Genomic DNA, 21,760 nt, shown 5'->3' on the forward strand with positions numbered 1-21,760 from the left:
CTCTCCGAGAGGAACGACCATGATCAGCAGAAGACTCCTGCTCCAGTCCACCGGTGTCGCGTTCGGCGCCGCCGCTATCGGCGCCACCGCCGCCTGCGGGCAGGGCGGCGGCGACGCCAGCCCCGAGGACGACGACGCACCCAAGGACATGCGCTTCGCCTGGTGGGGACACGAGGAGATGAACCGCACCACCACCGAGGCCATCGAGCTCTACAACAGCCGGTCGGAGAACGTCACCATCACCGGCGAGAACGCGTCCTGGGACGACTTCTGGGACCGGATGGCGACCCAGATCGCGGGCGACAACGGCCCGGACGCGATGCAGATGTCGAACCAGATGATCGTCGACTACGCCCAGCGCGGTGCGCTGCTCGATCTCGAGGAGTACATCGGCGACGTCATCGACACCAGCACCTGGAACGAGGACCTGCAGTCCTACGGCGTGATCGACGGCATCCGCGCCGGCGTCCCGATCAGCACCGACGCCTTCACCGTGCTGGCCGATCGCGACCGGGTCGAGGAGCTCGGGCTGACCCTGCCCGATGAGGGTTGGACCTGGGACGACCTGGCCGGGCTCGCCCTGGCGATCCGCGAGGGCGGTGGCGGCGACCTGTACGGCATGTCCGACGGATCCGGGCGCTACGAACTGCTCGAGCCCTGGGTACGCGGCCGCGGCAAGCGGTTCTTCAACGCCGAGGACAGCCCGGTCACCCTCGGTTTCGAGAAGGAGGACCTCGCCGAGTTCTGGGAGTGGTGGGCGGCCATGCGGGCCGACGGCGGCTGCGTCACCCCCGACATCGAGGCCGAGAACCTCAGTCACGAGACCAGCCCACTCGTCGGGGGTCGCGCGCCGCTGTACTTCACCACGACGAGCGAGCTGACCGGTGTCCGGGCGTTGATGGAGTCGTCGATCCAGGCGGTCCCGATGCCCGACACGGCGGGCGGCTCCAAGGCGGCGAACTTCGTGCGGCCGAACCTCTTCATGAGCGCCTGGGCCGGCACGCCGTACCCGACCGAGTGCGCACGGTTCCTCGACTTCTGGATCAACGACCCGGAGGCCGTGGAGGTCATCGGCAACTCGCGTGGCGTGCCGCCGAGCCCGGAAGCCGCCGCCCTCGTCGAGGACGACCCCGACCCGTCGGGTCTGCGCACACCCTCGGAGTACCTCGCGCTCATCACCGAGATCGGCTCGCCGATGGACTACCTGACGCCACGCTCCGGCCGTGACGTCTACCAGCTCCTCGGCCGGGTCGCCGAGGAGGTCCGCTTCGGCCAGACCGACATCCCGACGGCGGTCGACAGCTTCTTCGACCAGGCCGCCTCGACCCTCGCCTGACCTCAGACCCGCACCACCCATCCAGAAGGAGAACCATGCGTTTCAGCAACAAGGTCGCCGTCGTCACCGGTGGCGGCGCCGGCATCGGCCGACAGACCGTCAACATCCTCGCCGCGGAAGGAGCGATCGTCGTCGTCGCGGACTTCGACGCCGAGCGCGCCGAGAAGGCACGTGCGGCGGCACTGGAGCTCGGCGCGCCGGACGCTGCTGCCATCCAGATCGACATCGCGTCGGAGGAGGACGCGATCGCGTTGGCGACGCTGTGCCGGGACCGGTTCGGCGGCGTCGACGTCCTCGTCAACAACGCGGCGGCGCGGGTCTACGGCCCGGTGACCGAGGCCACCCTCGAGTCCTGGAAGTTCATCACCGACGTCAACCTCATCGGCCCGGGGCTCACCTGCAAGCACCTCATCCCGCTGATGGCGGGACGTAGCGCATCGATCGTCAACATCTCGTCGGCGAACGGCGTCGTCGGGCGCCCGGGAATGGCGCAGTACGACGCCACCAAGGCGGGCGTGCTCGGCCTCACCCGGTCGCTCGCCTGCGACCATGCCGACCAGGGCATCCGCGTCAACGCCATCCTGCCGGGGCCTACGCTGACCGACTTCCACAAGGACCGCGCGGCCGAGGCCGGCCGGGAGATCGACCCGACCATCACCGAGCCCCACGAGGGCGGCCCGGGCGTGCTGCGCCGTCAGGGCAGGCCCGAGGAGGTCGCGCACGCGGTCGCCTTCCTCGCGAGCGACCACGCCTCCTACATCACGGGAGCATGCCTGTCCGTCGACGGCGGGCTGGCTGCGCTGTCCGGCAGGCTCGGATGAGCGTGCTCGGTTGGTCGACGGCGGCGCTCGGGGGCATCCCGTGACGGTCCGGGTGGCCCTGGTCGGGCTCGGGTTCGGCGCCGAGTTCATCCCGATCTACCAGGCGCACCCGGACGCCGAGCTCGTCGCGATCTGCCAGCGGGACCAGGGCAAGCTCGACGCGATCGGGGAGGCCTTCGGCGTCGAGCGGCGGTACACCTCCTACGAGGACCTGCTGCGCGATGAGGAGGTGGACGCCGTCCATCTCAACACGCCGATCCCGCTGCACGCCGATCAGTCGGTGGCTGCGCTCGAGGCCGGCAAGCACGTGGCCTGCACCGTGCCCATGGCGACGTCGGTCCAGGACTGCGCTCGGGTGGTCGCGGCCGCCGACGCGAGCGGGCGGACGTACATGATGATGGAGACGGTCGTCTACTCGCGTGAGTTCCTGCACGTGCAGCGGCTCTATCGCGAAGGCGAGCTCGGGCGTCTGCAGTTCCTGCGCGGGGCGCACCACCAGGACATGACGGGCTGGCCCGACTACTGGGCGGGCCTACCGCCGATGCACTACGCGACGCACGCCGTCGGCCCGCTGTTGGCCCTGGCCGGCGCACCCGCGGACACGGTGACGTGCGTCGGATCGGGGCGGATCCCGCAGGAGCTTGCGGCCCGGTACGGGTCACCGTTCGCGGTGGAGAGCGCGCACATCACGGTTCGGGACAGTGACCTCGCCGCCGAGGCCAGCCGGTCACTGTTCGCGACGGCCCGCGAGTACGTGGAGAGCTTCGACGTGTACGGCTCGCTCGCGTCGTTCGAGTGGGCGCAGACCGAGGCGGGCGAGCCGGTGCTGTTCCGCGGGGAGGAGGCGTCCGCGCTGACGGTCCCGGACTACGCCAACCTCCTGCCCGAGGAGATCCGGGCGTACACCACGCGCGGTGTATACGATGCGGAGAATGCGCACCTCTCGTTCGCGCAGGGCAGCGGGCACGGCGGCTCGCACCCGCACCTCGCCCACGAGTTCGTGCGGAGCCTTGTTGAGGCTCGGGCGCCGTCGATCGACGCTCGGACGGCGGCGAACTGGACGTCGGTCGGCCTGCTGGCCCACGAGTCGGCGATGCAGGGCGGCGCGACCCTCGCGCTGCCCCGGTTCTAGGGCGCGAACACGCCTGCCGTGAGCGCTCGGGGTGGTTCCGGTACCGAGAGGGGGGTCCACCCCGAGCGGCCCCGGCTCGGCGGTGCCGGTCTGTTGCGCCGGCCGGTGCGCCAACAGAGCCTGCGGCACTCCAACCTCGCTCTCGTCGCGTCGCACATCTTCACCGCCGACGAGCCGGTCTCGCGCGCACAGATCGTCGCCGCGAGCGGGCTGACACGGGCCACCGTGTCACGCCTGGTCGAGGCGCTGCTCGCCGCTGCCGTGGTCGAGGAGCGCGAGCCGCCGCCGTCGCGGGGCGCGGGACGGCCGGTGCGGCCGCTCGCTCCGGCCGCCGGGACGCACGTCGCGCTCGGGCTCGAGGTCAACACGACGAGCCTCGGCGGGTGCCTGGTGGATCTGGCCGGGAACGTGGTGGCTGAGCGCATCGTGGACGGCGACTACTTCGCCAGCGACCCGACGGCGGTGCTCGCCGATCTCGCGACGCTCGCCGTGGCGTTGCTGACCGGGCCATCGGCGAGCGGGCTGCGCCACGTCGGCTCGCACGTGTCACTGCCCGGGGCGGTCGACCGGGGAACGATCGTCGTGGCACGCAAACTCGGCTGGCACGACGTCGACATCCTCGGCCGGCTGGGTGAGAACGCCCGGCTGGGCGCGCGACCGCTCCGGCTCGGCTCGGTCGGACCGATGTCGGCGCTCGCCGAGAGCCGCTACCGGGAGACATCCAGCGGCGGCGGCTCGTTCGCGTGGGTGTCGGGCGACAACAGCGTCGGGTCCTCGATCATCGTCGACGGGCAGCTCATCACCGACGTCAAGGGCTGGGACGGGAACGTCGGCTCGATTCCCGTCGGCGGCACCGTCGTCGGTGGACGGCCACTCCAACGACACGCCCTCGACGACTACGTCGGACGGCGTGCGCTGCTCCGGCGCGCCGGGCTCCCGCCGACGACCACCATCGAAGAACTCGCCGAAATCGCCCACGCCGGGACCGTACCCGCCCTCCAGACTGCGCTGTCCGATGCCGGCGCGGCGCTCGGCGACGTGGTCGCGACGATGATGACGCTGGTCAGCACCCCGGTCGTCGTCTTCGGCGATACCCTCGCCGCCATCCTGCCGTTCGTCGGCGACCAGGTCGACGTGGCGCTGCGGCAGCGTCTGCCGGCGGGCCACGTCGTGCGACCCCGCCTCGAGGCTTCGATCACGTCCTCACACGCCGCCATGCGCGGCGGTGCGCTCAGCATCCTCGAAGAGGCGCTCGCCGACGCGGAACGATGGCTGGTGCGGCCGGGCGACTTGAGCGGTTGACCCGGATCCGTTGCGCCACGAGGAGGGCCCGCCGAGCTCAGCCCTCGATGCGGATGGTGCCGACGACGGCGACGCGCACCTCCACGCCGTCGACGGTCGCCGGAACCTGCTCGCCGGTCGCCTCGTCGCGCACGTTCACCCGGACGCAGTACCCGTCCGGCACTCGCTCCAACCCGACGCCGATCACACCGACCCGGTCGCCGAGCTCCGCGGCGAGCCGCTCCTTGGCCGCTCGCGCCTCAGCGAGATCGCTCATCGCCGGCTCACACCAGCGTCGCGTCGAGCGCGGCCAGCACCGTCTCGATGGGGTTCAGATAGGTCAGCCCGGTACCGCTCGGGCCACCGGTCTCGCTGCCCGCGAAGAGCAGCCCGACGGCGCGCACTCCGTCCACCAGGTACACGAGCGACCCGCTGTCGCCGCCCTGGGAGAACGGCCCATCGCCGGTGGACTCGACCTCGATCTGGTCGTCGAACCGCAACTGGCCGAGGCCCTCGCCGTATTCGATGACGAGCCCGTCCAGCTCGATGGCGCTCACCCGTCCGTCGGTGACGCCGGTGGTGCGGCCGACCTTCTGCACCGCCTCCTCCCCCTCCACGACGGCCGTGCCGGTCAGGGTCCCCGCCGGGTAGGTGGCGTCGAACTCGACGTCCTCGAGCGAGGCGAGGGCAGCGTCGACCGTCGCCGGCTGCCCGGGTGACAACGGAACCACGGCGGCCAGCGAGCCGATCCGGTCCTGCGGCGACTGACCGCCGTCGGCCGGGCCGGGCTGGAGCACGGCGTCGCCGAGCTGCGCGGAAGGCGACCCCGCGAGAACGTGGAAGTTCGAGAGAACGTGCGGGACGCCGTCGGGCAGGGTGACGAACGCACCGAGCGTGCCGGCGGTCACGGCGACGTGGGCGATCGAGATCCCCGGCCGCAGCGGGCGCACCCGGCCCGTCTCTCCCATGGTCAGCGCGGTCGGCACCACCGGCCCGATGGACAGCGCCCGCACGCGCCCGACCGCCCGCACGTCGGCGTCGGGGCCGAGCTCCACCGCGAGCGCCTCCGCCCGGGAGACGATGCGCTCATCACTCTGGTCGTAGCGCACCGCCACCCCGAAGCCGGCCCCGGCGCGGGTCGCGATGCCGACAGCGAACGGCGCGAACCCGGGCGTGGCCATGGTACCGAGCTCGCTGGAGCGCCACTCGCTCACCGACGCGATGACCTGTCCCTTGACTTCACGTGCCTCGTCGAGATCCATGCGACCAGTCTGCGCGCCGGGTCCGACAACCGCCTCTCGCCGGCGCCCGCGTCAGGTTCATGCGGTCCCCGTAGGCTGGCCCGATGCCCCTCCTCGGCACGAAGTTGCACGTGCCGTCGCCACGCCGGGAGCTCGTCGCGCGGTCGCGGCTGACCGGCCGTCTTCGAACGCCCGACGGCGCGGCGCCGCGGCTCGTGCTCGTCGCCGCACCCGCGGGCTTCGGCAAGACCACGCTGTTGTCCCAGTGGCTGGCCGGCGCCGATTCCACAAGGGTCGCGTGGCTCTCCCTCGACGCGGCCGATGCCGACCCGCGCCGCTTCCTCACCCACCTCCTGGCCGCCGTGCAGCGAACCACCCCGGAGACCGGGGCCGAGGTGATGGCACAGCTGGACGCCAGCGGCGCCGCGGTACCCACCGAGCAGGTCCTGGTCGGCCTCGTCAACGACCTCGACGCCCTGCCCGGCCGCACGGTCATCGCTCTCGACGACTACCACCTCATTGACGCCGAATCGGTCCACGAGGCGGTGACGTTCCTGCTCGACAACCTCCCGCCGCAGGTCACCCTCGCGATCACGACCCGGTCGGACCCGCCACTACCCCTGTCGCGGCTGCGCGCCCGCGGCGACCTCCTCGAGCTCCGCGCCGCCGACCTGCGGTTCACCGAGGCCGAGGCGACCACCTTCCTGACGGACGTGATGGGACTGGACCTCGAACCGCACCACATCACCGCGCTCGAGGCACGCACCGAGGGCTGGGCCGCCGGGCTGCAACTGGCGGCGTTGTCCGCACGCGCGCGGTCCGGCGCCGACGCCGCCGACCTGGACCGTTTCGTCGAGGCGTTCGCCGGCAGTCACCGGTTCGTGCTCGACTATCTGATGGAGGAGGTCGTCGACGCCCAGCCCGAGGAGGTCCGCCAGTTCCTGCTGGATACCTCGATCCTGGCCGAGCTCACCGGGCCGCTGTGCGACGCCGTCACCGGCCGCACCGATGGGAACGCCACCCTGAACGCCCTCGAGCGCGCGAACCTGTTCGTCGCACCGCTCGACGACGAGCGACGCTGGTACCGCTACCACCACCTGTTCGCCACTGCCCTCACGGCCAGGCTCACCGCGCAGGACCCGGGCCGGGTGGCGCGGCTGCACCGGGCGGCCGCGGCCTGGTACGCGGGTCAGGGCAGGCTGGCCGACGGCGTCCCGCACGCCCTCGCGGGCGGCGACACCGAGCAGGCGGCCGCCTTGGTCGACCTGGCCATCCCGGGACTGCGACGCCGACGCGAGGACCGCATCCTGCGGGACTGGACCCGCGCCCTGCCCGAGGACGTCGCACGCCGCCGGCCACTGCTCGCCACCTCCCTGGCCTGGGCGTACCTGTCCGAGGGGAACGTCGACGGCGTCGAAACCTGGCTGGACGCGGCCGAGGAAGCACTGCGCTCCCACCGCCCGGCCAGCCCCGACGGCGGAGCACTTCCGGCAGACCTCCTCCGCGACCACGAGAACGAACTGCGGGCCCTGCGCTCCCTGCTCGCGGTCTATCGCGCCTCCATCGCCCAGGCCCGCGGTGACATCACGAGCACGGTCGCGCACGCGCGGCGCGCCCTGGACCTGGCCGGCGAGGATCACATGTCGCGGGCCGCCGCGGCGGGCTTCCTCGGCATGGCCGCGTGGGCCGCCGGGGACCTCCCGACCGCCGTCGACACGTTCGGCGAGGCGGTCCACAGCCTGCGCGCCGCCGGGAACGTCGCCGACGCCCTCGGCGCCACCGTCGTCCTGGCCGAGATGTGGCTGGCCCGGGGCCGACCCGACGAGGCGGAACGGCACTACCGCCGGGCCCTCGAGACCGCCGAGCAGCACCCGGGGCTGTCCACCTTTCGTGACCTGCACGTCGGCCTGGCCGGCGTGCTGTGCGAGCGGAGCGACCTCGACGGCGCGGCACTGCACCTCCAAGCGGCCACCGACCTCGGCGAGGCAACGGGGTTGCTGGAGAATCGGCACCGCTGGTTCATCGCGAGCGCCGCCCTGCTTCGTGCCCGTGGCGACTCCGACGGGGCGGTCGACCTGCTCGACGCCGCCGAGCCGCTGTTCATGCCAGGTTTCTTCCCCGACGTCCACCCGATCCCGGCGTCCCGAGCGCGCATCCGGATCACGCAGGGCCGACTCGCCGACGCCCGCGACTGGGCCCGTTCGCACCACCTCAGGCCAGACGGCGAACCCGCCTACCTTGCCGAGTTCGACCAACTCACCCTGGCCCGGCTCGAGGTCGCCGAAAGCCGCCCCGACGGCGGGGCTGCTTCGTTGGGCGATGTCACCGACCGGTTGGGTCGCCTCGCGGCGGCCGCCGAGGCGGCCGGGCGCACCGGCAGCGCGATCGACGCGCTTGTGGTCCGCGCCCTCGCCCAGCACGCGAGCGGAGACCTCGATGCCGCGCTCGTTGACCTCGGTCGCGCCCTGACGCTCGGCGTGCCAGCCGGCTACCGGCGGCTGTTCCTCGACGAGGGCGAGCCGATGCTCGAACTGTTGCGGGCGGCCGTCGCCCGCCCCGACCAGGCCGCACCCGCGCGCGAACTACTGGACGCCGTCGGGCAGGACGCGGCCGGCGAAGCAGCTCCGGTCGCGCCCCGCGACGACCAGCTCAGCGACCGCGAACTCGAGGTGCTGCGCCTGCTGGCGACCGACCTGACCGGCCCCGAGATCGCGCAGCGCCTGTTCGTCTCCGTCAACACGCTACGCACCCACACGAAGCACATCTTCACCAAGCTCGAGGTCAATACGCGTCGGGCCGCGGTGCAGCGCGCGGACGAGTTGAGGCTCGCCTGATCACCACTCCTGACCGTCGACGAAGAGCGCACGGCGACTTGCAGCCGTGACCTCAGCGGTGAGTTCCTCATCGTCACCGCCGCGCGCGATCGCGTCGTTGGGGCGCCCAGTGACCGACTCCTGTTCGGCAGCATCGAGATACTTCTCGATGGCCCGCGCATAGAACTCGGACCGAGTCATCCGGAGTTCCTTGGCCGCACGTTCGGCACGGGCGAACGTTGCGTCGGGTAGCGAGATGGCCGTCCTCATACTCTCGAGTATGACCGGGTCGTGCCCATGGCGCGCCAACCGCCTCAGACATCACGGACCGCGTCACCACCTCGTTCACATCGTCTGGTGATGTGCCCTCACCACCGCGTTCCGTAGCGTCCCGAACATCGCCGGACTCCCCCGGCCCGGAGCACACGGAGCACACCATGACCATCACCAGCACCGGCCTGACCAAGGCCGCCGGCGTCGCGGCCGCGACCGCCGGCGCCATCTTCGTCGCCGTCCAGATCAACCACCCGCCGATGGTCGCGGCCTCGGTCGAGACCAGCGAGTGGGTCATCCGCTCCACGGCGAAGGCGGTGATGTCGGCTCTCGCACTGGCCGGCATCACCGGCATGTACCTGCACACCCGCCGCCGCGCGGGGTGGCTCGGCCTGGTCGGCTACCTGCTCTTCGCCGCTGGATACCTGGCCATGTTCGCCAGCGAGGTCATCGCCGCGGCCGTCCTGCCCACCGTGGTCGGCAGCCAGCCCGGATACGTGAACGACGTGCTCGTCTCCGCCGCCGGCGGCACCCCAGCCGGTGACATCGGCGGCATGCAGATCCTGCTGAACCTCGCCGGCATCGGCTACCTGCTCGGCGGCCTCACGTTCGGCATCGCCCTGTTCCGGACCGGCATCCTGGCCCGCTGGGCCAGCATCCTGCTCGCCGTCGGCGCCGTCGGCACCGCCGCCCTCGCCGTGCTGCCCGAAGGGTACAACCGACCGCTCGCCGTCCCGGTCGGCATCGCTCTGATCGGCCTCGGCGTCTCGGTGTGGCGCAGCGTGGACCGCTCCCCCACCCCGACGGCGTCCATCGCCTCGGTCCGTGAGCCCGCGGTCCCGTGAACGCCTCCGCAACAACCGCGGCCAGGCCGGTCGGCTCGCCCACCCGGGCAGCCGGCTGGCCGGTCCCGGTCGCCCCCTTCCAGTTCGTGCCGCGGCTGCGGCGCACCCACCTCGCCTGGCACCGGCGTGCCGGCCGGGTGCTGGCGGTCGCGGGTCTGCTGGTGGCCGGGTCCGCGCTGTGGATGACGCTGCTGTACGCGGCCAAACCCGGAACCGGTGACCTGCTGTACGTGTCGCGGCTCGTCTTCGCGAGCGCCATGGCCGCCTTCCTGATCCTCGGCTTCACGGCCGCGCGGCGCCGTGACATCGGAGCCCACCGTGCCTGGATGATCCGGGCCTACGCGATCGGTCTGGCGGCCGGCACCCAGGTCTTCACCGAGGGCGTCAGCATCGCCGTCTTCGGCGCCGGGGAGCTCACCGGAGACCTGGCCAAGGGTGCCGGCTGGGTGATCAACCTCGCTGTGGCGGAGTGGGTAATCCGCAGGCGCACCGCTCCCCGGCGCCGGTCGCGCCGACCCGGCCAGCGTGCTCAGGTCCCACGGGCGGAGGCCCAGACATGAACGCCTCCGGGCCGAGCACGTACCAGTTGCGGGTCGATGGGCACCTGGATGACCACTGGTCCACTTTGCTGGGCAACCTCACGGTCACCCGTGAACACGACGGCACCAGCACCCTGACCGGACCGCTTGCCGATCAGGCCCAGCTTCACGCCGTCCTAGCCACGCTTCGTGACATCGGCGCCACCATCCTCTCGCTCGGCGTCTCCGAACCTGCCGCGGAGAATTCCCGGTGACCACGGTGAGCTGCCGGTGTTACGTTCCGGCGCATGGGCAGGAGGAACTATCTGATCGAGGGCCTCTCCGGCACCGGCAAGACCACGGTCTGCAACGAGCTGCAGCGGCGCGGACACCACGCCGTGCACGGCGACCGCGAGCTGGCCTACCGAGGTGACCCGGAGACCGGTGAACCCAGGGCGGGCTTCGGGCACGAGCACCACATCTGGGACGTCGACAAGGTGCAGGCCCTGGTCGCCGACCGGGACCACGCCGCCACCTTCTTCTGTGGCGGCTCGCGGAACTTCTCGAAGTTCATCGACCTGTTCGACGGCGTCTTCGTCCTCCACGTCGACCTCGGCACCCTGAACCGGCGGCTCGACGAGCGCCCGGACGAGGACTGGGGCGGCGGGCAACCGACGGAACGCGATCGCATCATCGGCTGGCACCACACGAACGGGGACGTCCCGGCCGGTGGCGTCGCCATCGACTCCACCGCGCCGATCGGGCAGGTCGTGGACGAGATCCTTCGTCACTGCGAGAAGCAAGGCGGTGGGTGAAGGTCACGCGACGCTCGCCCGCGTCGCGGGCACCGCTGTCGTCGTGCGGAAGTCGCGGTTCCATCGCAGCAGCGGGGTGCTGTGCTGATGGACGCTGCCACGGGTGACCTCCCCGACCAGGAGGAACTGGTCGTGCACCGGCAGCACCGTATGGGCCCGCGCCCAGAGTGTCACGAGCGCGTCGGGCAGCCAGAGCGGCCCTTCCGGTGAGGACTCCGCTCCCGTCGCAGCGAGCGCGTCGAGCCGTTCGGCGGGCGAGGTGCGGGTGGTGAGCGCCCGCACCAGCGGCAGGTGCTGGGTGCCGAGCACCGACACGGCCCAGGTCGCCCCGCCGGTAATGACCGGAAGCGCGTCCCGGTTCCCGCCGACGGACAGGGCGATGGTGAACGGGTCCACGGAGGCGGTCAGCACGGACGCGGCGATGAAGAACCGGTCGCCGGCGTCGTCGCGGACGGACACCAACGTCACTCCGCTCCCGTAGAGGGCGAAGCTGTCATAGAGCGAGGGCACGTCCCGCTGGGTCACTCCGGCTGTGCGATGACCACTCACCTGGTGACGGCGGCGAACCGGGTGGCCACGTCGGCCCAGCTCGCGATCTCCCAGAATGCCTTCACGTAGTCCGCGCGCACGTTCCGGTAGTCCAGGTAGTAGGCGTGCTCCCACACGTCCAACTGCAGCAGCGGCGTCACGCCGAGTGGCGCGTTGCCCTGCTGATCGAACAACTGGAACACCACGGGCTTCGCGCCCAGGTGATCCCAGGCGAGCACTGCCCATCCGGACCCTTGCACCCCCAATGCGGTGGCGGTGAAGTACGCCCTGAACGCCTCGAACGAGCCGAAGTGGTCGCCGATCGCCGCGGCGAGCTCGCCCTCGGGAGCACCGCCACCGTCCGGGGAGAGGTTCTGCCAGAACACGCTGTGGTTGAGGTGCCCGCCCAGGTTGAACGCGAGGTCCTTCTCCAGCTTGTTCACGTTCGCGAAGTTCCCCGTGGCCCGGGCCTCCTCGAGTTGCTCCAGCGCGGTGTTCGCGCCGGTCACGTAGGCCTGGTGGTGCTTGGAGTGGTGCAACTCCATCACCTCCGCCGAGATGTGCGGGGCGAGCGCGGAGTAGTCGTAGGGCAGGTCGGGCAGCGAGTACGTGGTCATGGACGATCCTTTCGAGTGGTCGTCCCACGACGGTAGAACCTCAACCGCAGTTGAGATCAAATCTGGGGTGGGATGGACGGCGGCGAACGATGCGAACTCGGGCGTCGCGGGGTGGCATGCAAAAGACGATGCGACGATGTGCTGGGGCGGACAGACTGCAGGAAGAACTCCGGGCGCCGATCAGATCGTCACCCGTGACGATCTGGTTGCGCACCCTCACCTACGCAAGGAGCCCTCAGCATGACCAACGAGAACGAACGCGGCTATGCCATCGCCCAGCTGGAGGACGTCGAGGTCGGACCGGAGATTCTCGAGTACATGTCGCGCATCGAGTCCACGTTCGCCCCGTTCGGCGGCGAGTGGCTCGTCCACGGAACGCTCCCGCAGGTACTCGAGGGGCACGTGCCGGGCAACATCGTCATCATCGCGTTCCCGAGCCCGGACGCGGCACATCGCTGGTACGCCTCACCCGCCTACCAGGAGATCGTCGAACTGCGGGTCGCGCACTCACGTTCCACGCTTGCGGTGCTGACCGGGGTCAAGCCGGGCTACCGCGCCGAGGCAACCGTCGCCGCGCTGCGGGCGGCCGTGGCGGAGTCCTCCGGCTGACGCGTTCGGGCACGACGTCGAGATCCATTCCTCGAACCGTGCCGCATGGTCCGACAGCCGCCCCCGGTGCTAGCGTGGTCGGGCGCACTTTGGGGTGCCACCCGTCCGCGGAAAGGGCCGAGCCCACCCGATCTCCCCTCGAGTTGACCAACGGTCTCTCTTGCCGGACAGCGGACGTCGGCGTCACGGAGGGAACCGTCATGACCGGGCACGCAACCATCCCCGAGCACATCGACCTTGACCAGGCCCGCAAGCGAGCCCGGGAACTACTCACCGAGTTGCGCCGTCACGAGCCGGCGACCAAGCTCGCCTTGGCCCAGCACCGGGTCGCGCAGGGGCTCGGCTTCAGCACCTGGCCGGCCCTGGTCCGCGCCAACGAGCGCTTCACGGCGGCCGCGCCGGACGGCTTCGCCTGGCACCGCATCACCCGAGTGTCGATCGTGTGCTTCCGCACCGACCCGGGCGCCGAGTCCGGCGCCGTCGTCGCGCTCTACCGGCACGACGGCGGGTGGCTGCTCCCGAGTGATCGTCGTCTTCCCGGGGAGGATGTCTGGGACGACAGCGTGCTGCGGATTGCCCTGGCGCGGATGGGGTTCCGACGTCAGGGCACCCATCTGCTCGCCGTCGATGCGAGCCGTCGCCACTGTGTGTTCTGGGTGGACGGGGACCCCTACCAGGGTGAGCGCCCCCACCGCGGTGACGCGCAGTGGTGGACCGGTCCCGCCGATGCGGCGGCCGAACTGCTGGCGGCCCAGGGAGACGGCGCTCTCGCCCGGCTCGTGCTGGCAGCGGACGAGGCTCGCCGCACAATCACCTACGACCAGGTGGTAGCCGACAACCAGCGCACCCTGGTCGGCCCCTACCTGCGGGCGGACACCCCGCAGGGAGGATCCGGCTTCGGCGGTACCGCCCGCGACTGGCGCGACGCCCGTGGCGTGCTCGCCGACGCCCTCGATCCCGGGCGGGCGTCGAGCACCTTCCTCGACCTCGCGTGTGCCAACGGGCACCTTGCGGTCAGCATGGTCGGCTGGGGCGCCGAGCGGGGCGCCGAGGTGATCCCGTACGGCGTCGACATCGCCCCGGAACTCGTCGAGCGGGCCCGGGAGCTGCATCCCGAGGTCGCCGACCACTTCTGGATCGGCGACGCACTGACGTGGCAACACCCCGACGACAAGCAGTTCGACCTGGTCCACATGCTGCTCGACGTGATCCCTGAAGATCGGCACGCACAACTGATCGACCACCTGTTGGCAGAGGTGGTCGCCCCGGGCGGGCGGCTGCTCCTCAGTCAGTACGGTCCGGTGCGGCCGGCACTGGCGCCCGAAGCCGTGGTCGAGCGTCTCGGTCACCGGGTGGCCGGACGGTGCCGCTCGCCGCAGCGGCGCGGGCGTCCGGACCCGGGTCGTGCGAGCGTGTGGCTCGAGCGATCGTGATGCCCGCCCCGCCCCGGGCGCGACGGAGGATGATGCCACTGTTGCGTCGTTCGCATCGCCACGCCAATCACAGATCGGACAAGCCACATGACCACCAAGATCACAGTCATCTACGACAACCCGACCGACCCCGAGGCATTCGAGCGGGCCTTCACGGACTCGAACCAGGTGGAACTGGCACGCGCGCTCCCCGGCCTCGAACGCCTGGAGTCGTCCAAGGTCTGGCCGAAGGAAGACGGCTCGCCAACTCCTGCCCACCGCCTCATCGACCTGTACTTTCCCGACTACGACACAGCGTCGGCAGCGGTCACCACCGCTGCAGCAGCCGCGCTGTTCCCGGCAATCCTCGGGATCGCGTCCGGCGGCGTTCGTATCGTGTTTGCCGACGTGGAACAGACCTGAGAGACCGCCACCGTTCGCGATCAGCGGCCCCCAATCAGAAGCTCGTCGGAAGCCAGTCCGGGTTGCGCTCGTCCACATGGAACCGGGCGTAGTAGTCGCCCACCTCGCCGAAGTGGCGCTCGTACTTGTCCATCTTCTCGGGATCCAGCTCAACCCCGAGGCCGGGTCCGGTCGGGACCGCGATGGCGCCGTCGACATAGGGCAGCTTGCCGCCCGCGATGATGTCATCGGTGAGGTAGTGGTAGTGCGCGTCCCCGGCCGTCGTCATCTCCGGAATGGTCGACGCCGTGTGCAGCATCGCGGCCAGCTCCACGCCGAACTCGACCCCGGAGTGCATCGCCACCCCGAGCCCGAACGTGCGGCACACGGCGGCAAGGTCCTTCACCCCGCGTGGTCCCTGCCAGTAGTGGATGTCGGTGAGCACGATGTCCACGGCGTCCATCCGGACGGCCGGGCCGAGGTCGTCGAACCTCGCCGGGTACATGTTCGTCGCGATCGGGATGCGCACCTGCGCCCGCACCGCGGCGTTGCCCGTCAGCCCCCAGGCCGGGTCCTCGAACCACTCCGGGGCGACCGCCTCCAACCGGCGCCCGATCCGCACCGCGGTCGGCACCGACCACCCGCCGTTGGGATCGATGCGGAGCCGGTAGGAGGAGCCGAACCGGTCCCGGCAGAGCTCGAGCACTCGCGCCTCCTCCGCCGGGTCCAGCACCCCGGCCTTGAGCTTCATCGCGCTCACCCCGAGCGTCTCGGTCAGCTCCTCGCACTGATCGGCCATGTCCTCGGCGGTGGTGTCGTCACCGCCTCCGGGCCGGTCGTAGCGCCAGAACAGGTACGCGATGAACGGGATCCGCTCCCGCACCCGGCCGCCGAGCAGATCGGAGAGGGGACGGCCCAGCGCCTTGCCCTGGATGTCCAGGCAGGCCATCTCGATCGCTGCGTAGAGCCGGTCGTTGGAGAGGTAGTAGATGGCCTTCAGCGTCTTCAGCTTCAGCAGCTCGAGCCGGAACGGGTCCGCGCCGATGATGCGGGGGCGTAGCCGCTCGAACGCGCCGCGCTGGTCGCCACCACCCACCTCGCCCAGGCCCACGAGGCCCTCGTCGGTGATGAGTTCCAGGATCGTGCGGATGAAGTAGCCGGGGTGCACCCCCGTGTTGTGACGCAGTTTCGCGTTGGTGGGGATCGCCACCGTGCGCACCCTCAAGTCCACGATCTTCATCGATCCACACTCCCATGTGTTGCGCTATTCAGAACATGCTTGCGTTCATCACAACGAATGTTACCTTGTGGTGCACCCATCACAACTACGACGACGAGGTCATCGCGATGAACCCCTACGAGTACGCCCTGCCCGTTCCCGAGCTCATCGAGCGCTACCGCAGGACCTACTCGGGCGCCGTGTACGACATCCTCGACGAGATGGGCTATCCCCACCAGGCCCTGGCCACCGAGCTGAAGCCGGTGAAGGACCACTGGGTCATCGCCGGACCGGCGTTCACCCTCAAGGGCATCCCGGACCCCACCGGCGACCCGAGCCTGCGCGAGCGGCGCATCCACATGTTCGAGGCCATGAAGGCCGCCGGCGTCCCGATCGTTGATGTGCGCGACACCAGCTTCGACAACCAGGCCGCCCACTACGGCGAGATGAACGCCACCGTCGGGGCGGCCAACGGCGTGGTGGGCGCCGTGGTCGACGGCGGATCGCGCGACACCCGGTTCCTGGTGGACCGGGACTTCCCAGTGTTCTGCCGCTACCTCACCCCGGTGGAGGCGGTGAAGCGCTGGAGCTACTACGACTGGCAGATCACGGTCGGCCTGCGTGGCGCGCTCACGTCCGTGGTGCCGGTCTCCCCCGGCGACTTCATCCTCGGCGACCTCGACGGCGTGGTGGTGATCCCGAAGGACCTCACGGTGGAGGTGCTCGAGCGCACCGAGGAACTGGTGCAGCGCGAGGACGAGGTGCGGGCGGAGTTCCTGGCGAGCCCGGACCCGGTGGCGGTCTACCGCAAGCACGGCCGGCTCTGACCCGTGCCGACCTCCCTGGCGGGCCGCACCGCGCTGGTCACCGGATCCACCAGCGGCATCGGGGCTGCGATCGCGACCGCCCTGGCCGAGGCGGGCGCCGTCGTCATCGGGCACGGTCTCCAAGGCCCGACGGCGGTAGCCGGCCCGGGCGGGTCCGGCGCCGTTGGTCCGGGTGCGCTCGAACCGGCGCCGCTCACCGAGGACCTCGCGGTCGAGGGCGCCGGCGCCGCGTTGGCCGAGCAGGCGTTGCGCCTGGGTCCGGTGGACATCGTGGTGCACGCAGCCTCGATCCAGGTCCGCGCGCCGTGGACCCAGATCGACCCGGCGGACGCACGCCGCCAGATCCAGGTGAACCTGCTCTCCGCGGTCGAACTCCTGCAGGTCCTCGTGCCGCCGATGGCCGAGCGAGGGTGGGGCCGGATCCTCGCGATCGGGAGCGTGCAGCGGCGTGCGCCGCACCCGGAGATGGCGATCTACGCGGCGACCAAGGCAGCCCAGCACAACCTGGTGCTGGGCCTCGCTACCCAGCTGGCGCCGTCGGGAATCACCGTCAATACGCTCTCGCCCGGGGTGATCGAGACGCCGCGGAACACGCAGGCACTGTCGGAACCCGACTACCGCGCGCAGGTTCTCGCGCAGATCCCGGCCGGCCGGATCGGAGCGCCGGCGGATCTGGTCGGCGCCGCGCTGCTGCTGTGCTCCGAGGGGGCCGGTTACCTCACCGGCCAGGACCTCGTGGTGGACGGCGGGATGACGTCGTGAGCAGGTCAGGCGACGAGCGCCTCGGACACCTCACCCGCCACCCGGGCAACCGCCGCTCCGAGTTCCTCCACGTGCGGGTCGACCCGGTAGGACGGACCGGAGATCGTGATCGCGGCGATCGGCTCGCCGCGCACGTCGGTGATGGCGGCGGCCAGGCGGGTGACGTCGTCGTGGCGGTCCACGGCGGCCCACCCCCGGATCCCGGCCTGGCGCACGTCCGCGCGCATCTCCTCCAGATCCAGGGCGGCGCGACTGACGGCCGCGCTGGTGCGCATCTGCTCCAGCAGCCGGTCCCGGTCACGCTCGCTCATCGTGGCAAGGATGGCGCGACCCATCGCGGTGCGCTGCAGCGGCGTCCGCGTGCCGATGACGGACTGAACGGTCACCGACTGCCCGGAGTCCTCCTGCGCCACGTAGACCACGTGCACGCCCTCGCGCACCGCCAGGTGCACGGTCTCGCCGGTGGCATCACGCAGGCCCACCAGATGCGGGCGAGCCAGGTCGACCAGGTGCTCGTGGGTGGCCTGATACGCCTGTGCCAGCCACAGGCAGCGGGACCCGAGTACGTAGCGCCGGTCGCGCACCCGCTGCTGCACGTAGCCGAGCTCGCGCATCGTGGCGAGCAACCGGGATGCGGTGCTCTTGTCGGTGCCGGCCTGGGCCGCCACCTCGGTCACGCTGATCCCGTCACCCGCTGCTGCCACCATCTCCAGGACGGACAGGCCGCGCACGAGCGTGCTGGCTGCCCCGGGTGGCGAGGCGCTCGCCTCGTCGGGCTTGGGCGCTGCTGGCATGACACTCCTTGCCTTGGTGGCGCATCGTGCCGGCGCCGTTCCGAGGTGTTTCGGACCCTACCGAGCGGCGCTCGGGTTGCCGTAATCACATGTTCGTTGCACTAATCACAACCCTACCGGATAGGGGAATGCGGGAAGCGCTTATCAGGGCGCACCCGACGGGCACCAGTTCCACGGTCGGGAGGACATGGGTCGCCACGACCGACCGCGGTTCTCAGCTGCCGACGTCAGACGTCGAGTCCGTCCTCGTCGACTGGCGAATCACGAGGCGGTGCGAGACCAGGTATTCACGGATCGGTGCGCCGTCGGCTAGCGCCAGCCTCCCTGTGCGACCACGGACCCGGTGACATCGCGGCGGTACCGGCCGGGTGATCGACCGGTGTGCTTCTTGAACGCCGCGCCCATGTACTCGGCGTGTGGGAAGCCCAGGTGCTCGGAGATGCGGGTCATGGTCCAGTCGGTGGAGCCGAGGAGTTCGGCCACCTGGTTCATCCGTACCCGCCGGATCTCGGAGTGCACCGTCCTGCCGAGGTGCTTGAGGAAACGCAGGTCGAGGGCTCGGCGGGACAGGCCCACCTCGCGCAGCACCTCCGTCACCGTGACGTGTTGCCCGGCGTGGTCGCGTATGAACCGCAGGGCATGCGCCACGGTCACGTCGTCCACGGAGAGCAGGTCCGAGGATTGCCGCACCACCACTCGCACCGGGGGGATCAGCCGCAGACCGGGCTCGACGACCTCGCCGGACATCATCCGGTCGAGGAGTTCCGCCGCGAGGTAGCCGGTCCGTCGGGTGTTCGGCTCGATGCTGGACAACGCCGGCGAGGAGAGGGTGCCGAGCAGCTCGTCGTTGTCGACGCCGATCACGGCCACCTCGTCCGGCACGGCCAGGTCGGCGATCTTGCAGGCCTCAAGCACCTCCTGACCCGCGATGTCGTATGCGGCGAGCACTCCGACCGGCTTCGGCAGGCCCGTCAGCCATCGGACCAGGCGGTCACGGTCGGTGGCCTTCTTGCCGGTCGGCCGGAGCCGGAACTCCGGCGCCGGCGTTCCGTAGGCTCGAGCGTGCTCGGCGAATCCCACCGCCCGCTTGACGGACCACCCATAGCGAGGGTCACCGCAGAAGGCGAAGTTCCGGATCCCCCGCTCGGCGAAGTGCTCGACCGCCCACCGGGCGATCTGGTCGTCGTCCGTCTCCGCTCCGGGCAGCTCCGGCACCAGTCGCCCGGCACTCAGGTCCACCGCGGGTAGACCCAGGCGTCGGACGAAGGCTGCCGCCTCCGGGCTCTCGATCCTCGCCAGCACGCCGTCCCCGGCCCATCCCTCCAGCCAGGAGAAGTCGGTCTCGAGCCGCGAGTGCTCCACCAGATACAGCGACCAGCCGCGGTGCGCGGCAACGTACTCACGCACCCCGTGCAGAAGGCCGCGCGCGTACCCGTTGGAGGTCTCCACCAGCAGGGCCACGTGCCTCGTCCGCTCCGATCCAAGCACGTAAATATTCTATGGAGTCCTTCTAAATTACGCATGGTTATCGACTGCGCGGATTCCTACGGTTGCAGCAGGAGGTCAACGATGACGACAAGCGTTCGCATAGCCATCGCCGGTCTCGGCTTCGGAGCCGAGTTCATTCCCATCTACCAGGCACACCCGGACACGGAACTCGTGGCCGTCTGCCAGCGCAGCGAGGATGCCCTGCGGCGGACCGCCGACCACTTCGGCATAGCCGGCCGGTACACGAGCTTCGACGCGATGCTCGAGAACCCGGATATCGACGCGGTGCACATCAACACCCCGATCCCCGATCACGCAGCCCAGTCGATCGCCGCACTGCGCGCGGGCAAGCACGTCGCCTGCACCGTGCCGATGGCGACCACCGTGGAGGAGTGCCAGGCCATCGTCCGGGCTGCCCAGGAGAGCGGGCGGAACTACATGATGATGGAGACGGTCGTCTACTCCCGCGAGTTCCTGTACGCCAAGCAGCTCCTCGACGACGGCACGCTCGGCCGGATCCAGTTCCTGCGCGGGGCACACCACCAGGAGATGGCCGGGTGGCCCGGGTACTGGGAGGGACTGCCGCCGATGCACTACGCGACCCACGCCGTCAGCCCGCTGCTCGCGATCGCCGGCACCCTCGCCGAGAGCGTGGTGTGCCAGGGGTCCGGCCGGATCTCGGAAGACCTGACGGCGAAGTACGGCTCGCCGTTCGCGGTCGAGTCGGCGCTGCTCACCTTGCGCGACTCCCCCGTCGCCGCCGAGGTGGCGCGGTCGTTGTTCGAGACCGCCCGAGAGTACGTGGAGAGCTTCAGCGTCTTCGGGGAGCACGCCACCTTCGAGTGGGAACAGACCCAAGGAGTGGGTCACGTGCTCCACGTGGGTGAGCGCCCCGAGCGGGTGGAGGTCCCGGACTTCGCCCACCTGTTGCCCGCCGAGATCGCACCGTTCACCACGCGCGGCGTCTACGACGACGACAACCAGCACCTGTCATTCGTCCAGGGCAGCGGGCACGGTGGCTCCCACCCGCACCTGGCCCATGAGTTCGTGCGAAGCATCGTCGAGGGTCGCCCCAGCGCGATCGACGCCCCCACCGCGGCCAACTGGACCTCCGTGGGCATCTGCGCCCACGAGTCCGCCATGACCGGCGGGACGCGGATCCAGATCCCGGACTTCGCGGCGGTGCGGATATGAGCACCGGACCACGGGTGTCCGTCGCCACGATCTGCTTCGACGGATTCGGGGACGAGAACTTCGAGCCCACCTTCGTCCACGCTCCCGCCCTCGGGATCCGCGAGATCGAGTTCAACGCGTGGTACCCGCGCAACCTCACGCCCCCCGGCCTGGACTCGATGCGGCAGCGTTGCGAGCAGAGTGGGCTACGGCCCGCCACGCTGCAGGTGTCACCGTTCGCACCCGGTCCCGACAGCGCCGACCTGACCAGAGAGGCCTGCCGGTGGTTGTGGCTCCTCGACGCCGCGGAGCGCCTCGGGGTCGGCGTGATCAAGGCCACCGGCTCGGCTCGAGGCACCCGCGGGGGCCTCGGCGCGGTGATCGACCTGCTGCGCGTCATCGCCCCGATAGCGGCCGGGCGCGGGCTGACGATCGCGGTGGAGAACCACGCCAACAACGTCCTCGAACATCCGGAGGACTACGACGAACTGTTCTCCGCGATCGACTCCCCCGCGGTCGGCATGTGCCTCGACACCGGGCACTTCGCCGCCTCGGGGCACGATCCGGTGGCGATCGCCACGCAGTACGCCGGCCGGCTGGCCCACCTCGACCTCAAGGACTGCGCCGGCCCGCGCCACGGCGAACCAGAGTTTGTCCGTTTCGGTCACGGCATCGTCGACTTCGACGCCACCCTCTCGACAGCCGTATCGAACGGATACACGGGCTACCTCGTCATCGAGCTGCCCCTCATCGACCGCTCAACGATGGCGGCCGACCTCCGCGCGGGAGCCGAACTGGCCCTTCGCCACACCCCCGGTGGCCCCGCGCCCCGGCCGGGGGGGGGGCCCCCCCCC

General features: G+C 70.7%; 24 protein-coding genes. 16 read left to right on the plus strand and 8 right to left on the minus strand.

Annotated elements, in window-relative coordinates:
* Positions 1-19: 19 nt before the first annotated feature.
* From HALOF300_RS23670 to HALOF300_RS23685, 4 genes are read left to right on the plus strand one after another with little or no spacing between them, the layout of a single operon-like run.
* Positions 20-1,336 (plus strand): ABC transporter substrate-binding protein, encoded by a 1,317-nt coding sequence (locus HALOF300_RS23670; protein WP_156743352.1) that lies wholly within the window; start codon positions 20-22, stop codon positions 1,334-1,336.
* Positions 1,337-1,371: 35 nt separating this feature from the next.
* A complete protein-coding gene (locus tag HALOF300_RS23675; RefSeq protein WP_156743353.1) occupies positions 1,372-2,157 on the plus strand; it encodes an SDR family NAD(P)-dependent oxidoreductase in 786 nt (261 codons plus the stop codon).
* Between the two features lie 40 nt (positions 2,158-2,197).
* Positions 2,198-3,289 (plus strand): Gfo/Idh/MocA family protein, encoded by a 1,092-nt coding sequence (locus tag HALOF300_RS23680; RefSeq protein WP_156743354.1) that lies wholly within the window; start codon positions 2,198-2,200, stop codon positions 3,287-3,289.
* An 18-nt stretch (positions 3,290-3,307) separates the two neighbouring features.
* Complete coding sequence (locus HALOF300_RS23685) at positions 3,308-4,591, plus strand: ROK family protein (protein WP_156743355.1); 1,284 nt, start codon at positions 3,308-3,310, stop codon at positions 4,589-4,591.
* A gap of 37 nt (positions 4,592-4,628) precedes the next feature.
* On the opposite strand, the gene HALOF300_RS23690 is transcribed toward HALOF300_RS23685, so the two are convergent.
* A complete protein-coding gene (locus HALOF300_RS23690) occupies positions 4,629-4,847 on the minus strand; it encodes a hypothetical protein (protein ID WP_156743356.1) in 219 nt (72 codons plus the stop codon).
* A 7-nt stretch (positions 4,848-4,854) separates the two neighbouring features.
* Positions 4,855-5,832, minus strand: a complete 978-nt coding sequence (locus HALOF300_RS23695) for a chymotrypsin family serine protease (RefSeq protein ID WP_156743357.1) — start codon at positions 5,830-5,832, stop codon at positions 4,855-4,857.
* 83 nt (positions 5,833-5,915) lie between these two features.
* Between HALOF300_RS23695 and HALOF300_RS23700 the strand changes: the two genes are divergently transcribed.
* On the plus strand, positions 5,916-8,645 hold the full coding sequence (locus HALOF300_RS23700) for a LuxR C-terminal-related transcriptional regulator (protein WP_156743358.1): 2,730 nt from the start codon (positions 5,916-5,918) through the stop codon (positions 8,643-8,645).
* Here HALOF300_RS23700 and HALOF300_RS23705 read toward each other — a convergent pair whose 3' ends face one another.
* Positions 8,646-8,894, minus strand: coding sequence for a hypothetical protein (locus HALOF300_RS23705; protein WP_156743359.1), 249 nt, complete (start codon positions 8,892-8,894; stop codon positions 8,646-8,648). It abuts the gene before it with no gap.
* Between the two features lie 167 nt (positions 8,895-9,061).
* Here HALOF300_RS23705 and HALOF300_RS23710 point away from each other — a divergent pair, with 167 nt between their 5' ends.
* Genes HALOF300_RS23710 through HALOF300_RS23725 form a run of 4 tightly spaced genes read left to right on the plus strand, consistent with a single transcriptional unit; the run spans position 9,062 to position 11,075 of the window.
* Complete coding sequence (locus HALOF300_RS23710; protein ID WP_197522800.1) at positions 9,062-9,742, plus strand: hypothetical protein; 681 nt, start codon at positions 9,062-9,064, stop codon at positions 9,740-9,742.
* Complete coding sequence (locus HALOF300_RS23715; RefSeq protein ID WP_156743360.1) at positions 9,739-10,302, plus strand: DUF2306 domain-containing protein; 564 nt, start codon at positions 9,739-9,741, stop codon at positions 10,300-10,302. Before HALOF300_RS23710 ends, HALOF300_RS23715 begins: the two co-directional genes overlap by 4 nt.
* On the plus strand, positions 10,299-10,535 hold the full coding sequence (locus HALOF300_RS23720; RefSeq protein WP_156743361.1) for a hypothetical protein: 237 nt from the start codon (positions 10,299-10,301) through the stop codon (positions 10,533-10,535). Before HALOF300_RS23715 ends, HALOF300_RS23720 begins: the two co-directional genes overlap by 4 nt.
* Before the next feature lie 33 nt (positions 10,536-10,568).
* Positions 10,569-11,075 (plus strand): AAA family ATPase, encoded by a 507-nt coding sequence (locus HALOF300_RS23725; protein ID WP_156743362.1) that lies wholly within the window; start codon positions 10,569-10,571, stop codon positions 11,073-11,075.
* 3 nt (positions 11,076-11,078) lie between these two features.
* Here HALOF300_RS23725 and HALOF300_RS23730 read toward each other — a convergent pair whose 3' ends face one another.
* Both HALOF300_RS23730 and HALOF300_RS23735 read right to left on the minus strand, forming a co-directional pair.
* Entirely contained in the window at positions 11,079-11,600 is a 522-nt protein-coding gene (locus HALOF300_RS23730; protein ID WP_156743363.1) for a flavin reductase family protein, read from the minus strand.
* A gap of 20 nt (positions 11,601-11,620) precedes the next feature.
* Complete coding sequence (locus HALOF300_RS23735) at positions 11,621-12,220, minus strand: superoxide dismutase (protein ID WP_156743364.1); 600 nt, start codon at positions 12,218-12,220, stop codon at positions 11,621-11,623.
* 240 nt (positions 12,221-12,460) lie between these two features.
* Between HALOF300_RS23735 and HALOF300_RS23740 the strand changes: the two genes are divergently transcribed.
* The 3 genes from HALOF300_RS23740 to HALOF300_RS23750 all read left to right on the plus strand — a co-directional run bounded on the left by HALOF300_RS23740 (position 12,461) and on the right by HALOF300_RS23750 (position 14,664).
* Positions 12,461-12,829 (plus strand): DUF1330 domain-containing protein, encoded by a 369-nt coding sequence (locus HALOF300_RS23740; RefSeq protein ID WP_156743365.1) that lies wholly within the window; start codon positions 12,461-12,463, stop codon positions 12,827-12,829.
* A 200-nt stretch (positions 12,830-13,029) separates the two neighbouring features.
* Positions 13,030-14,262 carry a class I SAM-dependent methyltransferase gene (locus HALOF300_RS23745; protein WP_156743366.1) on the plus strand — a complete coding sequence of 411 codons (1,233 nt, stop codon included), beginning with the start codon at positions 13,030-13,032 and terminating at the stop codon, positions 14,260-14,262.
* Between the two features lie 87 nt (positions 14,263-14,349).
* Positions 14,350-14,664 (plus strand): EthD family reductase, encoded by a 315-nt coding sequence (locus HALOF300_RS23750; RefSeq protein WP_156743367.1) that lies wholly within the window; start codon positions 14,350-14,352, stop codon positions 14,662-14,664.
* Between the two features lie 34 nt (positions 14,665-14,698).
* Here HALOF300_RS23750 and HALOF300_RS23755 read toward each other — a convergent pair whose 3' ends face one another.
* A complete protein-coding gene (locus tag HALOF300_RS23755) occupies positions 14,699-15,883 on the minus strand; it encodes an enolase C-terminal domain-like protein (protein ID WP_156743368.1) in 1,185 nt (394 codons plus the stop codon).
* Positions 15,884-15,918: 35 nt separating this feature from the next.
* Between HALOF300_RS23755 and HALOF300_RS23760 the strand changes: the two genes are divergently transcribed.
* Both HALOF300_RS23760 and HALOF300_RS23765 read left to right on the plus strand, forming a co-directional pair.
* Positions 15,919-16,689 carry an RraA family protein gene (locus tag HALOF300_RS23760; RefSeq protein ID WP_197522801.1) on the plus strand — a complete coding sequence of 257 codons (771 nt, stop codon included), beginning with the start codon at positions 15,919-15,921 and terminating at the stop codon, positions 16,687-16,689.
* 3 nt (positions 16,690-16,692) lie between these two features.
* Positions 16,693-17,451: an SDR family NAD(P)-dependent oxidoreductase gene (locus tag HALOF300_RS23765; RefSeq protein WP_156743370.1), complete on the plus strand. Its 759-nt coding sequence runs from the start codon at positions 16,693-16,695 to the stop codon at positions 17,449-17,451.
* 5 nt (positions 17,452-17,456) lie between these two features.
* Here the strand turns inward: HALOF300_RS23765 and HALOF300_RS23770 are convergent, their stop codons facing one another.
* Together HALOF300_RS23770 and HALOF300_RS23775 are read right to left on the minus strand one after the other, a co-directional pair.
* Entirely contained in the window at positions 17,457-18,245 is a 789-nt protein-coding gene (locus tag HALOF300_RS23770) for an IclR family transcriptional regulator (RefSeq protein WP_156743371.1), read from the minus strand.
* A gap of 309 nt (positions 18,246-18,554) precedes the next feature.
* Positions 18,555-19,733, minus strand: a complete 1,179-nt coding sequence (locus tag HALOF300_RS23775) for a XylR family transcriptional regulator (protein WP_156743372.1) — start codon at positions 19,731-19,733, stop codon at positions 18,555-18,557.
* A gap of 81 nt (positions 19,734-19,814) precedes the next feature.
* Here HALOF300_RS23775 and HALOF300_RS23780 point away from each other — a divergent pair, with 81 nt between their 5' ends.
* Together HALOF300_RS23780 and HALOF300_RS23785 are read left to right on the plus strand one after the other, a co-directional pair.
* Complete coding sequence (locus HALOF300_RS23780; protein WP_156743373.1) at positions 19,815-20,927, plus strand: Gfo/Idh/MocA family protein; 1,113 nt, start codon at positions 19,815-19,817, stop codon at positions 20,925-20,927.
* Positions 20,924-21,760: sugar phosphate isomerase/epimerase family protein (locus tag HALOF300_RS23785; protein ID WP_156743374.1), on the plus strand; the 837-nt coding region annotated here is incomplete at its 3' end. The genes HALOF300_RS23780 and HALOF300_RS23785, both read left to right, overlap by 4 nt.

The organism is Occultella aeris, from assembly GCF_902703175.1.
Lineage (GTDB): Bacteria > Actinomycetota > Actinomycetes > Actinomycetales > Beutenbergiaceae > Occultella > Occultella aeris.

What these genes read in the sequence shown, in the direction of transcription:
- HALOF300_RS23670 (WP_156743352.1), top strand. Translation starts at nt 20, where the DNA reads ATGATCAGCAGAAGACTCCTGCTCCAGTCCACCGGTGTCGCGTTCGGC.
- HALOF300_RS23675 (WP_156743353.1), top strand. Translation starts at nt 1,372, where the DNA reads ATGCGTTTCAGCAACAAGGTCGCCGTCGTCACCGGTGGCGGCGCCGGC.
- HALOF300_RS23690 (WP_156743356.1), bottom strand. Translation starts at nt 4,847, where the DNA reads ATGAGCGATCTCGCTGAGGCGCGAGCGGCCAAGGAGCGGCTCGCCGCG.
- HALOF300_RS23695 (WP_156743357.1), bottom strand. Translation starts at nt 5,832, where the DNA reads ATGGATCTCGACGAGGCACGTGAAGTCAAGGGACAGGTCATCGCGTCG.
- HALOF300_RS23700 (WP_156743358.1), top strand. Translation starts at nt 5,916, where the DNA reads ATGCCCCTCCTCGGCACGAAGTTGCACGTGCCGTCGCCACGCCGGGAG.
- HALOF300_RS23705 (WP_156743359.1), bottom strand. Translation starts at nt 8,894, where the DNA reads ATGAGGACGGCCATCTCGCTACCCGACGCAACGTTCGCCCGTGCCGAA.
- HALOF300_RS23710 (WP_197522800.1), top strand. Translation starts at nt 9,062, where the DNA reads ATGACCATCACCAGCACCGGCCTGACCAAGGCCGCCGGCGTCGCGGCC.
- HALOF300_RS23720 (WP_156743361.1), top strand. Translation starts at nt 10,299, where the DNA reads ATGAACGCCTCCGGGCCGAGCACGTACCAGTTGCGGGTCGATGGGCAC.
- HALOF300_RS23725 (WP_156743362.1), top strand. Translation starts at nt 10,569, where the DNA reads ATGGGCAGGAGGAACTATCTGATCGAGGGCCTCTCCGGCACCGGCAAG.
- HALOF300_RS23735 (WP_156743364.1), bottom strand. Translation starts at nt 12,220, where the DNA reads ATGACCACGTACTCGCTGCCCGACCTGCCCTACGACTACTCCGCGCTC.
- HALOF300_RS23740 (WP_156743365.1), top strand. Translation starts at nt 12,461, where the DNA reads ATGACCAACGAGAACGAACGCGGCTATGCCATCGCCCAGCTGGAGGAC.
- HALOF300_RS23745 (WP_156743366.1), top strand. Translation starts at nt 13,030, where the DNA reads ATGACCGGGCACGCAACCATCCCCGAGCACATCGACCTTGACCAGGCC.
- HALOF300_RS23750 (WP_156743367.1), top strand. Translation starts at nt 14,350, where the DNA reads ATGACCACCAAGATCACAGTCATCTACGACAACCCGACCGACCCCGAG.
- HALOF300_RS23755 (WP_156743368.1), bottom strand. Translation starts at nt 15,883, where the DNA reads ATGAAGATCGTGGACTTGAGGGTGCGCACGGTGGCGATCCCCACCAAC.
- HALOF300_RS23760 (WP_197522801.1), top strand. Translation starts at nt 15,919, where the DNA reads ATGCTTGCGTTCATCACAACGAATGTTACCTTGTGGTGCACCCATCAC.
- HALOF300_RS23770 (WP_156743371.1), bottom strand. Translation starts at nt 18,245, where the DNA reads ATGCCAGCAGCGCCCAAGCCCGACGAGGCGAGCGCCTCGCCACCCGGG.
- HALOF300_RS23780 (WP_156743373.1), top strand. Translation starts at nt 19,815, where the DNA reads ATGACGACAAGCGTTCGCATAGCCATCGCCGGTCTCGGCTTCGGAGCC.